A 13973-nucleotide genomic window follows, 5' to 3' on the forward strand; every position below is an offset into this window, starting at 1 on the left:
GCACGGTCGTGGAGCCTCGGGTTGATCCGGGGCGGCGGACGGTCTCCGGGAGAACAAGCTCAGTGCGTGAACACGACTCCAGCCGCGACGCCGAGCCAGAGCATGGCTCCGAAGAACAGGCCGACGATCCGGTGCAGGCGATACTTCCGGGTGAATACCCGTGCGCTTTTCGGCCTTTCGGGCAGGTAGGCGACCGGTACCTGGGTTCCGAGGGCCAGCCCCGTCGCCGTCGTGGGGGGCCGGAACCTGACGGGTCGGCCCTGCCGGTCGGTGAACTCGATGACGGGCGTCGAAGAGTCGTCCCCAGGCTCATGCTCCTGGTCCACCACCACCCCCTCGGCATGCAGCCCGTAGCGGCTGAGCCGCATCTGCAGCCGTGCCTCCCGCGCACCGGCCCACAGACCCACCAGGCCCACCAACACGGCCAGCCCGACACCGATCGTTTCACCGGTCATCCGTCCCCTGCCCTCCCTCGCGCAGCGCCCGCCCGGCACGGGCCGCGCATCAGGAGGACGCGGCACGCAGCCCGACGGTTCACGAAGGTGCGCGGGCACCCCAGCTGTGCTTGGGGGACATCGGTACAGCGGTTGGCGCTGAGACTGGTCTTGAACAGTGAGAGGACCCCGGCGGCTTGATCGCCGGGGTCCTCTGTGTCGTGCTGGGCTTGGTGGTGTTGGGTTACCGGTCCGGGTGCAGCGCGCGGCCGACCGGTGAGTCGAGTGCGTCGGGATCGACGGCGGCGAACACCGCGCCGCGGTCCGGTACGGGGGCCCGGTCCGCCGCTCGCGCATCGCGCCACAACGAGTCGGCGAGGTGGGCCAGGCGCTCGCCCTTGTCGGCCAGCGTCTCGAAGTCCTCTTTCTCCAGAGCTGCGGCGAGCCGGGGAAGCTGTTCGAGGAGCTCGCCCCAGCGGCGGGCGACGGCCTGCTGGGAGCGGGTCAGCCCGTTGTCGCCGACCGGGTCGATCCGCTTGTTGTAGCGCGTCATCGTCGATCCCCTCGTCGTGGTGGGCCGTCAGCCGCGCGGGCGCCAGCGGGAGAACAGCTGCTCGCCGGGGCCCGCGTTGATGGCCATCGGCAGGTTGATGCGCTCCAGGGACAGCCGCTCGCCGGGCGTGTGGACGGCGAAGCCGTGGCTGCCGTAGAAGGCTTCCAGGCCGCTGCCGACGTCGAACTGGCCGTAGGCGAGGAAGAATCCGAGCTGCTGGTAGATCTGCCAGGCCCGCTTGAGCAGGGCGCCGGCGAGGCCCTGGCCTCGGGCCTGTTCGGCCACCGCGAGCGCCTGGAGTTTGGTGGGGGACCAGGGAGAGCGTGACGAGCTGTTCCGGGTTGTAGCCGGAGTCCGACGCCTCCTTGAGCATGGTCGCGGCGGGCATCCCGGCGAGCACGCCCACCACGTCGCCGGCCTCGTCCTCGGCGACCAGGACCAGGGACATGCTAGGCATCCCCTCGATCAGCTGGGGCCGCATGCACGCCTTCAGCGCCGTCTCGTAGTACGCGTCACGGTTGTGGTCGTCCGGTCAGCAGCGTGTGGGCGATCGAGCCGTCGCCGATGGCCCGCTCCAGGTAGGGGTCCAGCTCCACCCCCGCCAGGCGCATCAGGGCGTCCGCCGCGTGCTCCTCTCCGGGGCGGATCAGCCGCACCCTGCCCCCGGCTCCCCCGGCTGGTTGCATCCAGCCGTCCCGGAGTCGGGCCGCGCTCACCGGCACGGGCTTCTTCGTACGCTTGCTCAACTGCCGTTCCCCTCCCGTTGATCGCTTCACGGACGCGTCCACCCTGCCCGACCCTGGCGTGCGCCGACAGGGCGCGACCGGTCACTCCTTGGGCGGGAAGAGGGCCAGGAGCCGGGCGCGCTGGTTGGCGCCGAGGCCCTGGACGCGGCGGCTCTCGGAGATGCCGAGGTCGGCGAGGAGTTGGCCGGCGCGGACGGCGCCGATGCCGGGGAGCGATTCGAGGACACGGCGTACCCGGATCTTGCCGACCACGGTGTCCTGGCGGGCGAGCAGGTCCGTGAGCGGCAGGGTTCCCGCCTTCAACGCGGCCATCAGGTCGCCGCGTTCCTTGCGGACGGCCTTCGCCTTCTCCAGTGCTTCGGCCCTCTGGGATGGGGTCAACGGAGGAAGTGCCATGGGAACGGTCCTTTCACAAGGTGATCGAGATGACCATCCTGCCTCTGTCGTTGTGGCGCTGACCAGCAGGTTTACGAGGTTTCCGCGCCTGCTTCCTCTGCGGTGGCGAATGCCGGACTGGGCCGGGGGATGTCGTCGCCGCTCTGGAGGGTGGCGAAGTCGGCGTGGGCGGCCTCGATGGCGTCGGGGTACACCTCCCGCTTCTCGTGTTCGGCGAGCGCCCGGTAGATGCTGGCCAGGCTCGGGTTCTGTCCCTTGCGCTTGCCGGTGGCGATCCACAAGTCGGGGCGGATCTGCTCGACGGACTCCCCGTGTGCCTTGCGGCGGAGCACGGTGTGCAGCATGTCGTCGGTGATGACCTGGGGCCGGCCGCCGTGCTTGCCCTTGCGGGCCGCGGCGTCGAGCCCTTCGAGCGTGGACTCGCGGATGTTCTCCCGCTCGGTCTCGGCCATCGCGGCGAAGAACGCGAACAGCAGCCTGCCGTGCCCGCTGGGGTCGTAGGTCCCCGCGAGCGGTCCGGCGAGCATCTCCAGGACCAGGCCGTGGGCGGCCAGGTGGTCGGCGAGCGCGGTGAGTTCGGCGGCGTCGCGGCCGAGGCGCTTCATCTCGTACACGGTGAAGATGTCCCGGCAGTGCGGGGCGTGGGCCTTGATCTCGCGGGCGGCGGCGAGGGCGGCCTCGAACTGCGGGCGCACCCGGACGCGGGTGCTGATCTTCTCGCTGAAGATCTTGTCCCTCGGGATGCCGCGCCCGGCGAGCGCGTCGAGCTGCGACTGGAGTTCCTGGGTGAGCGTCGAGCAGCGGGCGTAGCCGATGCGGATGTCGGCGCTGGGGGTGTCGTCGGCGATCGGTGCCGGCGGCGGGGTGCCGGGCCGCCAGGGCTGTCCCGGTCCCCGGTCGGCCGGGGTTTGTACCCGGAGCCTCTTGGCGAGCCGGGGCACCTTCTTGAACCGGCCGGTGTGGTAGATCCCGGCGACCGCTCCGCCGCGCGAGCGGCACGGCGAGCCGGGCTCGGCCGCGCACCGACCCGGAGATCTACAACGACGTCTGCCACGACGTCGACGCCGCCCGCAAGGAGACGGCCTTCAACCTCGAAGCCGCGTCCGACGCCAACTTCGAGGACAACGAGCCGCTGCTGTCGGCCATCGGCATCGCCCGCTACCGCAAGGCGCAGGCCGAGGCCGAGATCCGCCGCCTGGTCGCGTACGGACGGGAGTTCACCCGCCTCCGCCCCTACAAGCTCGCCGACCTCGCCGCCGCCTCCGGCATGTCCGTCTCCGGGGTCCGCACCGCCTACGGCCACCAGGAGGTCGCCGACGTCGAGCAGGCCACCGGCCGCAAGCCGCGCGAGTGGCGGGCCACCTCCCCGGACAACCCGCCCGGGGACGGCGCCGCGTGACCGCCCCGGCCTAGGAGGCGATACCGCCCACCTGCGTCTGCCCGCAGCAGCCGTGAGCGGAGCTGATCACCCTCATCGAGGGGCACCGGCTCGCCGCCCGCCCGGCCGGCTCCCTCGGGCCTGCCGCCGCACTCTTCCGCGCCCACTGCGCGGCCTGCGGTGCCGAGTATCCGCGGGGCCGTGGCGGCTCATCGGGGTCCCAGTGAGTACTACCAGGCCCCCCGCGACCGCGCTCGGTGGGCGGCTTCCGCTGGGTCCGGGGGTGTGGTCGGGTAGACATCGGCATCGAAGAACCGGGCGAGAGGCAGAGTGGAGAGCGTCTGGGCGACTTGCTCCTCATCGGCGGCGATGACCTCGATGAACGTTGCCCGTCGGGCGGGGGAAACGTAGTGTGCGGCGATCCTCCCGGCCGAGCGCAGCACCTCCAGCTGCTTGTGCTCGTCGGCTCGCAGGGCGGTGAACTCCGCGAAGTCGGTGTCGTCGCGGATGGTCGCGAGCACCATGAACGTCTTCGTCGCGGCGGGATTCGGGGTCGTTGACATAATCTGTCCTTTCGATGACGCGCGAAGTCTGCGGGGTGCTTGAAGGCGGGCTGTACCTGGGCAGCCCCGGGTACAGCCCTTGGGCTCGGTGAGTAGGAAGGTCTCACCCACCGTCACCAGACCCCAGGCCCCCGCAATCGATGTGCCACGGGGAACCCACGGGTCGTGCGACGGAGTCAAAGCACGGAGATCAGAGCGTCGGCCACGATGTCCGGCCGGGTGAGCAGCGTCAGGTGATGGCCTGGCACGATGACCGGTTCGACGCCGAGCCGGGCCGCGAATTCGGTGCCGGGTCTCGCCAGGGCTTGGTCGCCCGCGCACAGCACATAGGCCGCGTTCAGCCCTGTCTTCGTGACCGGGGGCACGTCGAGGCTGTCGAGCATGTAACCGCCGGGCTGTGGTACCAGCATCCGGCTGACGAGCTCCTGGAGCGGAGCGGGATCTCCCGGCATGAGGCTGCCGGAGACCGCTTCGAGACCTATCGGGACTGTCCGGTCGGAGCCGGCCGCGATGGCCTGCCGGATGATCTCGCCGTACTGCTCGTTCTCGTCGGCCATGGATCTGCCCTGTTCGGGAACAACCGCGTTGTGGTAGATCACCTTGCTGACACGGCCGACCAGGCGGTGGGCGGCGCCGGTGGCCGGGTACCCGCCCCAGCTGTGGCACACCAGCAGGACATCGGTGAGATCGCGGCGCTCGACCTCACCGACCACGTGGTCGATCGCGTCAGCCAGTCCGAGGCCGGCCGGGGAGCCGTCGTAGGACAGCCCCGGGAGGGTCAGCGTAAGGACCGGGTGACCCCGTTCGGCGAGCAAGCGGGCCACCGGCTGCCAGCTCCAGCCTCCCAGCCACGCACCGGGAATCAGAACGAACGTCTGCTTCGGCTTGGTGCCTGTCATTTCTGCCCTCCGTGTTCTTGAGATGGGATCACCTCATCGACGATGAGCCGATTCGCCGGAATCACCGTCGGTACCGTGAGCACCTGCTCCGTCGGCATTTTCAGCGCCGGGCAACAGGCGCCGCCGCGCAAGGAGCGTCGGGCGAAGCTGTCCGGGCGGGCGAAGGGCAAGCAGAAGGCTGCACCGGCAGGGCTCTTGCAAGATCACGCAGACCTTGCAAGCGCCCTGCCGGTGCACCTGACCTGGCCGTCATCCCACTGAGACACCTTGCGGATCGCGGATTCGACGTGCGGCCGGATTCTCTCACGAGCAGATGCTGCCGCCGCTCCGGATAGGCCCAGTTGGATAAGGAGATCGAAGATTAAGTTTCTTGGCGTCGCAGATCACCGAACTCCGACGTCCTCTCAAAGTCGACCTTGGTTCTCGCCGCATTCGGCGCGGTGAGAACCAAGGACAACTACCTGGAGGCCCCTTACAAGCGACTGGCCGCCCGCCGTGGCGCACTCAGGGTCCTGGTCGCCGTCGAGCACTCGATCATCACCGCTATCTGGCACGTGCTCCTGACCTGCTGCTACTTACGCGTCAGGATCCGGATGGCACTCAGAAGCAGAAGTATCCCACGTTCCACGCGTCCGCTCGCAGGTTTGTAGCATCCTGTGGGCGGCCTTGAGCGTCGAAAACATTCGCATCGAATAGGAGGTAGTTGATGACCGCCTTCGGGTCGTAGGGCGGAGTCAGGAGGCCGTAGTTGCTCAGTTGCTGGATGCTGTAGTTCATCCAGAGGCTGCACTGAGTGGAGTTGTACGACGGCCTGGCAGTGGCCGCTTCGGCCGTGGGGCCGGCGAGGACCATGGCGCCCGTGGCAGCCGCGGCGACAAGACCACTGGCCGCCATGGCACGCTTGGTGAACTTCATGTCTTTTCCTATCGTCTCTGCCGCTGAGAACCGGAGCGCGATCTGGGTCGCTTCGTTGCGACGGTCGAAGCGGAATCCCCTCGTTCCGCAACTCGAATGTCCTTCGAAGGTCGCCCTGCGGCCCGGCTGACTCCACCGTCGACGCTCCCCTTGTGGGAGGGTCAAGGGCAGTTGCCGGCCTTGACGCTCCCCTTGGGGGAGGGCACATACTCAACGCATGACTGCCGCCCTGACCATCGGCGACTTCTCCCGTGCCACGCATCTGAGTGTCAAGACGCTGCGCCACTATCACCGCGTCGGGCTTCTGACGCCGACCGATGTGGACGCCGCCACCGGATACCGGCGGTACACCACCGATCAGATCCCCACAGCCCAGGTCATCCGTCGTTTCCGGGACCTGAACATGCCGCTGGACCACATTCACGCCGTGCTGGAGGCTCCCGACCTGCATACGCGAAATGAGCTCATCTCCGCACACCTGACGAGCCTGGAGGAGAATCTGGCCCGCACCCGGGCCACGGTGGCGTCGCTGCGCGAACTGCTCGCCGGACCGTGCGCCGCCGCACCGGTCAGCCACCGCCGGGTCCGTGCGACCATGGCGGCGGCCGTCACCACCGTCATCGCCAAGGCCGACCTGCCGCCCTGGTACAGGGGCGCGGTCGCCGAAGTGCACGCCACGCTCGACGCTCTCGGTATGCGTGCCGCCGGCCTGGCGGGCGGGCTCTTTGCCGGCGAACTGCTCACCAACGGGTACGGGCAGGTCACGGTCTTCGTCCCGACGCAGTACGAGGTCCCACGGGTGGGCCGAGTCGAACCCCTCGTCGTGCCGGCCGCCGAACTCGCCGTCATCGAGCATTCCGGCCCACTCACCGAACTCGACCTGTCCTATGGCGCGCTGGCCGCCTATGTGGCAAACCACGAACTGCAGGTGGACGGCCCTATCCGGGAGCGTCAACTCGTCGGCTATCGAGACACCGGGGACGAGAAAGCGTGGCGGACCGAGATCTGCTGGCCGATCTTCAGCACCGGAGCAGTTCACGTCTCGCTCGACCCGTAAACCCTCGGAGATCACTTCGAAACCACGTCGGTGGATCGAGGCTAAGGCCGCATCGCTGAGTCGGACACGTTCGAGGCGCTCCTGGACGCGGGCGGAATCTTCGCTGAGCTGTACAAACTCTCCCAGGACCGGTGAGAGACCCGGCCAGGGTGATGGAACCGTCGGCCCCGGCGCTGCCCTCCCCCCGTGGGACAACGCCGGGGCAGATCTGGCTTCCGGGGCCGTCCATTCGTCCCCGCCGTCGTCGTCATCGTCGAGTTCGACCGCGTCCGGGTCGCGCAGCGGACGCAGGCCCTGGCGCGGGGTGGAGGGTGTGAAGCTGTAGCGGCCCAGGACGTTGAGATTCTTGAACTTCAGCGGGGACAGGCGGGCGACATCCTCATCGCTGATCTCGTGGCCCTCGGCGCGCAGCTGGGCGACCGCGGCGTCGATGTACTTCGTCGTCCAGAGCACGACCGCGTTCAACACCAGTCCCAGCGACCCTAGTTGGTCTTCCATTCCGTCCCGGTATGCCTGGTGGACGGTTCCGCGCTTGCCGTGGCAGATGTCCCGGGCCAGGGTGTGGCGGGACTCCTGGACGGACAACTGCTTGCCCATCTGCCGCCGGTAGGTGTCATCGACCGGGTCGACGACGATCTGGAGCAGGTGCAGGGTCTTGGCGATCCGCCCGTACTCGGCGAACGCCTGCCCCAGCGGCGTGGGCCGTCCATGGTTGCCGAACATCCGCAGCAGGTCATAGGCCCGCACCTGGTTGGTGACCAGCGACCCGGCCACCTTCAGCATGTCCTCCCACTGTGCGGTCACCTTCTTCAGGTTCACCTCGTTGTTGCGGGCGAGGGCGTCCAGCGGTCCGTAGCCGCCGGTCTCGATCCCGTCCATCTCGGCCCGCCAGAAGCGTTGGTCGTCCAGGTCCTTGAACCGCGGGGAGAAGTTGTAGCCCAGGATCTTGAACAGGCCGAACACCATGTCCGAGTACGAGGCGTTGTCGGTGGCGACCATCTCCGGCTTCACCCCGCCGTCCAGGTTCAGCAGGGCGTCCAGGATGTGCAGGGAGTCGCGGGGCGTGCCCGGCACCACCATCTGCCCGATCCCGAAGACCTGGTCGTTGACGGCATTCAGCCAGGTGATGCCGCGCTTGAAGCCGAAGTACTTCGGATTCGGCGCGGTGCTGATGGAGCGGACCGGGACGACGAAGCGCAGGGCGTCAACGGAGGCGAGCAGCCCGTTGCCCCAGAACTGGACGATCGGCACCTTCGACTGGGCCTCGATAGGGCGGCGTTGGCCGCGGCGATGGTGTCGCTGCGCAGGAAGTACTGGTCGACGTGGACCAGCCGGGAGCGGGTCAGCGCCTCGTGGCCGGGGTTGACCACCGGGGTCATGCCGATGTTGCACGCCTCGCTCACCAGGAGCGCGACGACCGATGTGGTGAGGTCCCGCTTCAGCAGCGGCTTCTTCGTCACCTGGCGGCGGCTGAGCGCGGGCAGGCCCTTGACCGCGGCCAGGACCCGCTCCCCGGCCGGGGCCGCGCCGAGCATCTTGGTGTCGCCGAGCAGCGACAGGAACGGGCGCACCGTGTTGTAGCGGTTCGCCAGCGCCTCGCGGATCGCGATCTCCGCCGAGTCGTCGTCCTCCGGGACCAGGCTGGCCACCGTGGTGGCCGCGCTCCACAGCTGGGCCCGCGGCGCGACCTCCTCCAGGGCCTTCCACATCGCGGCCGCGTCCACCGCCCTGCCACTCTCCTCAAGGTGCTCCAGCTCCTCCATGAACACCTTCGAGATACGGGCCGTGATGCGCGACGCCTTCTCCAGCTGCGGCAGCGTGGAGAGCCGGTCCTTGTTCGTGAGCCGCTTCGCGGTGCTGAGCAGCTTGGTCGACATCAGCACCGTGAACAGCTCCAGCGCGTCATCGATCGCCTTGGCCTCCAGATGCCGCATCACCGCGGTCAGCATCGCGGTCCGCTTCGGCTCCGGGGCCCGCTCCAGGCTCGTTCCGTGCTGGCGCGGCAGGTGTCCGAGGTCCGCCAGATCGCGGACAAGCGCCTGCACACCACGGTCGCCAAGTCGGCCTGGCGGGCGGACCCGTCGCTGCCCGCCGACCTGGTGGCGCTGCTTCAGACGCCCGAAGGGCGTCGGTACTCGTACCTGGACCCCGGGGGCGAGGACGGGGAGTGCGCCGTCGGGCGGCGGACCACGCTGAGCGGCGGGGTACGGCTGCGCATGCAGTCAGTGAGCGGGCGGGTGTTCGGCTGCTGCCGCTGGTGTTCTCCACGTACTCGCTGCCGCCGCTGCCGATCCCGTACCTCTCCTTGACCGGCGTCGAGGCGAAGGGAGTGTGGATGACGGCCGTGCGTATCACGGCCCGGGAGGGGACGCTCGGCACCGCGCGGCTGTGCACGGTGCCGAACTGACTCATGCGCGTCGGCGGCTGCGACGTCCGCCCGAACCGCCTCAACGAGCAGTGAGGGCAGGCCGGTTGAGGACCGGCCGCGGACCTGTCACAGCGCCCGCAGGCCGTCGATCACCTCGCGCAGCAGGCTCTCGTCCGGCAGCTCCGCCGGAGGTACGGGTCGGGTGACCCGGACGAGCCCGGCGTCGAGCAGATCGCCGATGAGCACGCGCACCACGCCTACCGGAAGGTCCAGCTCCGCCGCCAGTTCCGCGACGGAGGTGGGTTCGGCCTGGCAGGTGCCGAGGATGTCGAGGTGCTCGGGCGACAGGGTGTGGTCCAGGTCCCCCGCCTCGCCTGCCCCGTCGAGGTGCCCGTCGGAGAGCACCAACGCGATCAGGTCAAGCCGGTCCTCGGCGGCATGGCTGGTGCGGCCGCGCGTCATGGCGTAGGGCCGCACCACCGGCCCCGCCGCGTCGTCGTACCACCGGTCCGCTTCGGAACTCATGGCAAACCATCACCCCGTGACGCGGGGCGCGGTGCCCAGGTGCGCGCCGACGCGCTTGACCAGCAGCGCCATCTCGTACGCGACAAGTCCGACGTCGGAGTCGGCATCGGCGAGGACGGCGAGGCAGCTGCCGTCTCCGGCAGCGGTGACGAAGAGGAACGCCTGGTCCAACTCGACCATGGTCTGGCGCACTTGACCCGCGTCGAAGTGCCGCCCGACGCCCTTGGCGAGGCTGTGGAAGCCGGAGGCCACGGCGGCCAGGTGTTCGGAGTCCTCACGGGTGAGGTCCTTGGACGCGCCGGTGGCCAGACCGTCCCCGGACAGCACCAGGGCCTTGCGGATGCTGGAAACGCGTCCGACCAGTTCGTCAAGGAGCCAGTTGAGATCGCCCGTTGGGCTTGTTGGTGCGGTCATCGACCGTCCCCCTCCGATGTCGTTCCTGCTTCGTTCCCGCTCCGGCCGCCGTCGGTGCGGTCCGGAAGGCTGCTGTCGTCGGCTTCCGCTCGGCCGCGCTGCCAGCCGCGCTGCAGCGAGGCCATCCGAGAGCGCACCTCGTCGGCATCGCGATCGTATGCGGCTTGCGCGGCGGAGTCGGCCGCGGCCGCCGGTCCCTGCCGCTGTCCGGTGTCGTCCTCGCGCAGCTGCGGGGCCAGACTGGCCTGGCGCACCCGGCGCGGTAGCCCGGCGGGCGCGGGTTTGTCAGCGGTGGCCGGCTCGGGCGTGTCGTCCGATCCGGTGCGCGGCGGCCGGGCCGGGCCGAGGGTGCGCCCCCGGTCGGTGACCAGCACCGGGGTCCGGCGGCGGCGCGGCAGCGGCGTCGGCCCGCCGTCGGGCGTGTTGTCGTGCTCGCGTTCCGCGGGTTCGGCGGCCCGCCGGTGCTGCCCGGTGATCTCGGCGAGTTCCACCCGGCGCCCCCGGGACTCTGACGTCGCGGTGCCGTCCGTACCGGCCGGGAGCATGCCCCATTCGCGGAAGGCCTGCTCGGGCGGCTCGGCGGGCACCGGTACCGAGATCTCGTCCGGGAGTTCGCCGCCGAGGCGCGGCTCGGGCGGCGGCGCGGCGAGGCGGGCGATCGCGCCGGGCACCGGCTGCTCTCCGGTGCTGGCGGGGTCCTCGACGCCCTCGGTGAGCAGTGCGGTGGGGATGAGGACCACGGCACTGGTGCCGCCGTACGGGGACTGCCGCAGCGAGACCCGGACGCCTTGGCGCTGGGCGAGGCGGCTGACCACGAACAGTCCCAGCCGGTCGGTGTCGGACAGCTCGAACTCGGAGGTCTCGGCCAGCCGCAGATTGGCGTCCAGCAGCGCGTCCGGCGTCATGCCGAGGCCGCGGTCGTCGATCTCCAGCACGAAGCCGTTGGCGACGCGCTCGCCGTGCACCTGGACGGTGGTGTGCGGGGGTGAGAACACGGTGGCGTTCTCGACGAGTTCGGCGAGCAGGTGGGTGAGGTCGGCGACCGCCGCACCGACCACCGCGAGCCGGGGCAGACGGCGCACCTCGACCCGTTCGTAGTCCTCGACCTCGGCGACCGCGGCGCGGACCACGTCCATCAGCCGGACGGGCTTGCGCCACTGCCGGGACGGCGCGGAGCCGGAGAGGATGACCAGGCCCTCGGCGTGGCGGCGCATACGGGTGGTCATGTGGTCGAGCCGGAACAGGTCGGCGAGTTCCTCGGCGTCCTCGGTGCGCCGCTCCATGGTGTCCAGCAGGGTCAACTGCCGGTGCAACAGCACCTGGTTGCGGCGGGCGAGGTTGACGAACACGTCGGAGACCCCGCGCCGCATGTCGGCCTGCCGGACGGCGGCTTCGACGGCGGCGCGCTGCAGGGTGCCCAGTGCCCTGCCGACCTGGCCTATCTCGTCGTCCGGGTGGTCAAGGCGCGGCACCTCGGTGTCGACGTCGACCTCCTCGCCCGCGGCGAGTCGGCGCATCACACGCGGCAGCCGGGTGCCGGACGCCTCCTGCGCCTCCTTGCGGAGCGCGGACAGGTCACGGGCCAGGCCGCGGCCGATGCGCAACGACACGACCACCGAGACGACGACGGCCAGCAGTCCGAATCCGCCCGCGATGCCCGCCCGGACCAGTACGCCGACGCCGTAGGGCTTGACGCGCTGCTTGTAGTTCTCGGCCGCCTGCCGGTCCAGCGACGACAGATCGCTGAGTACCGAGGCGGACGTGGTCTGCCAGGTCCGCGGGCTGACCTTGGTGGTCGCGGTCGCCGGATCGGCGTTGAGGATCTGCTCCTCGGCGTTGTGCAGGGTGACGCCCGTGCTGCTCCTCCAGTAGTTGTCGAAGAGGGCACGGTCGGAGTCGGGCAGCAGCGGCGGGTACTTGCCGTAGACCTCACGCTGCTCGGCGACCGCGTCGCCAAACGCCCGCTGCTCCTCGCGGCTCATCCGCCCGGCCACCTGAGCGGCGGAGAACAGCGCGTCTTCTCGGGAGATGGCCTCACGTGCCTCGGACAGCTCGGTCAACACCCGTGACTGGCGGTCGAGTTGGACGTTCTGCAGCGCGTTGAGGCCGAGGAAGAAGTCGTAGTACGGCTCGACGGTGTCGTCGTACGCCGTGAAGGCGTCGCCGCGGTTGATCCGTCCGTCGGCCACCTGGCGGCGTACGCCGTCCAGACCGGCCGCCTGCTTGATGATGGCGTCCAGGCGCTGCCGCGAGGCGGTGTCGAGCTTGCCGCGCAGTGCCGGATCGCCGCCGTTGGCGCGCATCTGGGACACCGCCTTGTCGGTGTCCGACTCCGCGGAGCGAAGGTTCTGCTCGGACTGCGAGTTGCGCGGGTCGGCGAGGTAGACCATCGCGGCACGGCGCTCGGCGGACAGTGCCTCGATGGTGCTCTCGACCGGGTAACCGATCTTGTCGGTCACTTCCTTGACGTCGAGGAGACCGGACACCCCTCTACTGGTGATCAGTGTCGCGAACACCCAGATGCCGATCAGGGACACCAACGGCACCAAGAGCAGTGCCACGATCTTCCGACGGATCGATTTCCCGCGAAAGCGCATGGCCTCCCCAACGTCGACCCCTGGGCAGGGGTTGGTAGTCCGTCAAACGGCGCGAGCCTACTACTGCGGGATGACCAACTCGAAAACCCGTCTGCACATTTGAGTCCTTCCATCGAACCGCAACGCCCGATTTTATTCGCTTACCAGCCACTTTGCGATCTCGGGATCTCACGCGTGAAGTTCCTCGCTCCTGCCGGGAACCACACGACCTCGCCGATCGTGCACCAGTACAGGGGAGACAGGTCCTGGAATACACCGCGACAAAACGGGCAACAGGCAATGAGCCAGGGCCGTATCCCCGAGGGGAGCGCAGCGCCATGAATGCCCAATCGCACAGCACCGCACCGGACACCGACGGTGGGCCCGAGCAACCGCCGCTCGGCGGCAGCACACTGTGGACCGAGGAACCGCTCGGCAGGCCCCGGATGCCCGATCCGGTACGGGAGTCGGCGGTGCGCGCGGTGCTCATCGCCTCCGTGACACTGATCGAGGCCATGGTGGCCATGCTCGGTGCGGCGGCGGGCGCGTGGATCACCGCACCCGCCCTGTTGTGCACCCTGGTCAGCACGGTCGTCGCCACCTGGGCGGTGCTCGACGTGTGGGTCACCCGGCAGGTGTGGAACCAGCGCCATGGTGTGGTGTCCAGCCCCAGCAGTGCGGCCCGCCCACGCCGGGTTCGGCGTGGGCGGATGCGGCGTGGGCGGATTCGGGTGCGGGTGCGGAACGGTCCGCGGTCGCTCTCCGAGGCGTAGGCCTGTCCGGCGGATCCTGCCCGGAGTAGGGCGGGTTGGAGACCGCCGGGCCATATCGTCGTGGTCGAGCGCCGTCGCGGCGGCGAAAGGATCTCCCGCGGCGACGAGACTGCGGCGGGACCAGCGGTGCCCCCGCGGGCAATGCGTCAGGTTGCGGCCGGTGCGGCGCCGCCGGGCCACATCGCCGTGGTTGATCGCCGTCGCGGCGGCGAGAAGGTTTCGCGCGGTGACCAGACCCCGAGGGCACGAGACACCTGCGGGCACCAGACCCCGGCGGGCACCAGCGATGGCCCCGCGGGGCAATCCATCAGACCGCGTCCCGTTGGGCGCCGCCGGACCATGCCATCGTGGCTGCTCGCCGTCGCGGCGGAGGGGT

The 13973-nt window shown here is 69.8% G+C and carries 15 protein-coding genes and 2 pseudogenes; 5 read left to right on the plus strand and 12 right to left on the minus strand.

What is annotated here, in order from left to right; genetic code table 11:
- Positions 1-59: 59 nt before the first annotated feature.
- From P2L57_RS10990 to P2L57_RS11015, 6 genes and pseudogenes are all read right to left on the minus strand, one after another.
- Positions 60-455 (minus strand): DUF3592 domain-containing protein, encoded by a 396-nt coding sequence (locus tag P2L57_RS10990; RefSeq protein ID WP_275812014.1) that lies wholly within the window; start codon positions 453-455, stop codon positions 60-62.
- Between the two features lie 223 nt (positions 456-678).
- Positions 679-987: a hypothetical protein gene (locus P2L57_RS10995; protein WP_275812017.1), complete on the minus strand. Its 309-nt coding sequence runs from the start codon at positions 985-987 to the stop codon at positions 679-681.
- A gap of 27 nt (positions 988-1014) precedes the next feature.
- Positions 1015-1278, minus strand: a pseudogene (locus tag P2L57_RS11000) (GNAT family N-acetyltransferase); the annotation flags it as partial.
- Positions 1279-1499: 221 nt separating this feature from the next.
- Entirely contained in the window at positions 1500-1733 is a 234-nt protein-coding gene (locus P2L57_RS11005) for a hypothetical protein (RefSeq protein ID WP_275812022.1), read from the minus strand.
- A gap of 81 nt (positions 1734-1814) precedes the next feature.
- Positions 1815-2129 (minus strand): integration host factor, actinobacterial type, encoded by a 315-nt coding sequence (mihF, locus tag P2L57_RS11010; RefSeq protein ID WP_275812025.1) that lies wholly within the window; start codon positions 2127-2129, stop codon positions 1815-1817.
- 71 nt (positions 2130-2200) lie between these two features.
- Positions 2201-3070 carry a recombinase family protein gene (locus tag P2L57_RS11015; protein WP_275812028.1) on the minus strand — a complete coding sequence of 290 codons (870 nt, stop codon included), beginning with the start codon at positions 3068-3070 and terminating at the stop codon, positions 2201-2203.
- Between the two features lie 326 nt (positions 3071-3396).
- Here P2L57_RS11015 and P2L57_RS11020 point away from each other — a divergent pair, with 326 nt between their 5' ends.
- The gene (locus P2L57_RS11020) at positions 3397-3528 is read left to right on the plus strand and encodes a hypothetical protein (protein WP_275812031.1); all 132 of its coding nucleotides are present in this window, start codon (positions 3397-3399) and stop codon (positions 3526-3528) included.
- Between the two features lie 209 nt (positions 3529-3737).
- Here the strand turns inward: P2L57_RS11020 and P2L57_RS11025 are convergent, their stop codons facing one another.
- Together P2L57_RS11025 and P2L57_RS11030 are read right to left on the minus strand one after the other, a co-directional pair.
- A complete protein-coding gene (locus P2L57_RS11025) occupies positions 3738-4070 on the minus strand; it encodes a muconolactone Delta-isomerase family protein (protein WP_275812034.1) in 333 nt (110 codons plus the stop codon).
- A gap of 176 nt (positions 4071-4246) precedes the next feature.
- A complete protein-coding gene (locus P2L57_RS11030) occupies positions 4247-4969 on the minus strand; it encodes an alpha/beta fold hydrolase (protein WP_275812037.1) in 723 nt (240 codons plus the stop codon).
- A gap of 75 nt (positions 4970-5044) precedes the next feature.
- Between P2L57_RS11030 and P2L57_RS11035 the strand changes: the two genes are divergently transcribed.
- Together P2L57_RS11035 and P2L57_RS11040 are read left to right on the plus strand one after the other, a co-directional pair.
- Complete coding sequence (locus P2L57_RS11035; protein WP_275812040.1) at positions 5045-5230, plus strand: hypothetical protein; 186 nt, start codon at positions 5045-5047, stop codon at positions 5228-5230.
- Between the two features lie 871 nt (positions 5231-6101).
- Positions 6102-6941: a MerR family transcriptional regulator gene (locus tag P2L57_RS11040; protein ID WP_275812894.1), complete on the plus strand. Its 840-nt coding sequence runs from the start codon at positions 6102-6104 to the stop codon at positions 6939-6941.
- 252 nt (positions 6942-7193) lie between these two features.
- On the opposite strand, the pseudogene P2L57_RS40685 reads toward P2L57_RS11040, so the two are convergent.
- Positions 7194-8377: pseudogene (locus P2L57_RS40685) on the minus strand (Tn3 family transposase); the annotation flags it as partial.
- Positions 8378-9108: 731 nt separating this feature from the next.
- Here P2L57_RS40685 and P2L57_RS11055 point away from each other — a divergent pair.
- Complete coding sequence (locus tag P2L57_RS11055; RefSeq protein WP_275812043.1) at positions 9109-9348, plus strand: hypothetical protein; 240 nt, start codon at positions 9109-9111, stop codon at positions 9346-9348.
- A gap of 87 nt (positions 9349-9435) precedes the next feature.
- Here P2L57_RS11055 and P2L57_RS11060 read toward each other — a convergent pair whose 3' ends face one another.
- From P2L57_RS11060 to P2L57_RS11070, 3 genes are read right to left on the minus strand one after another with little or no spacing between them, the layout of a single operon-like run.
- Entirely contained in the window at positions 9436-9834 is a 399-nt protein-coding gene (locus P2L57_RS11060; protein ID WP_275812046.1) for a DUF742 domain-containing protein, read from the minus strand.
- 9 nt (positions 9835-9843) lie between these two features.
- On the minus strand, positions 9844-10248 hold the full coding sequence (locus P2L57_RS11065; protein ID WP_275812049.1) for a roadblock/LC7 domain-containing protein: 405 nt from the start codon (positions 10246-10248) through the stop codon (positions 9844-9846).
- Positions 10245-12845: a sensor histidine kinase gene (locus tag P2L57_RS11070; RefSeq protein ID WP_275812052.1), complete on the minus strand. Its 2601-nt coding sequence runs from the start codon at positions 12843-12845 to the stop codon at positions 10245-10247. Before P2L57_RS11070 ends, P2L57_RS11065 begins: the two co-directional genes overlap by 4 nt.
- A 317-nt stretch (positions 12846-13162) precedes the next feature.
- Here P2L57_RS11070 and P2L57_RS11075 point away from each other — a divergent pair, with 317 nt between their 5' ends.
- Positions 13163-13597: a hypothetical protein gene (locus tag P2L57_RS11075; RefSeq protein WP_275812054.1), complete on the plus strand. Its 435-nt coding sequence runs from the start codon at positions 13163-13165 to the stop codon at positions 13595-13597.
- The last annotated feature ends 376 nt before the right edge of the window (positions 13598-13973 follow it).

Origin of the sequence: Streptantibioticus ferralitis (genome assembly GCF_029223525.1) — a bacterium.
In the GTDB taxonomy this organism is placed as follows: Bacteria; Actinomycetota; Actinomycetes; order Streptomycetales; family Streptomycetaceae; genus Streptantibioticus_A; species Streptantibioticus_A ferralitis.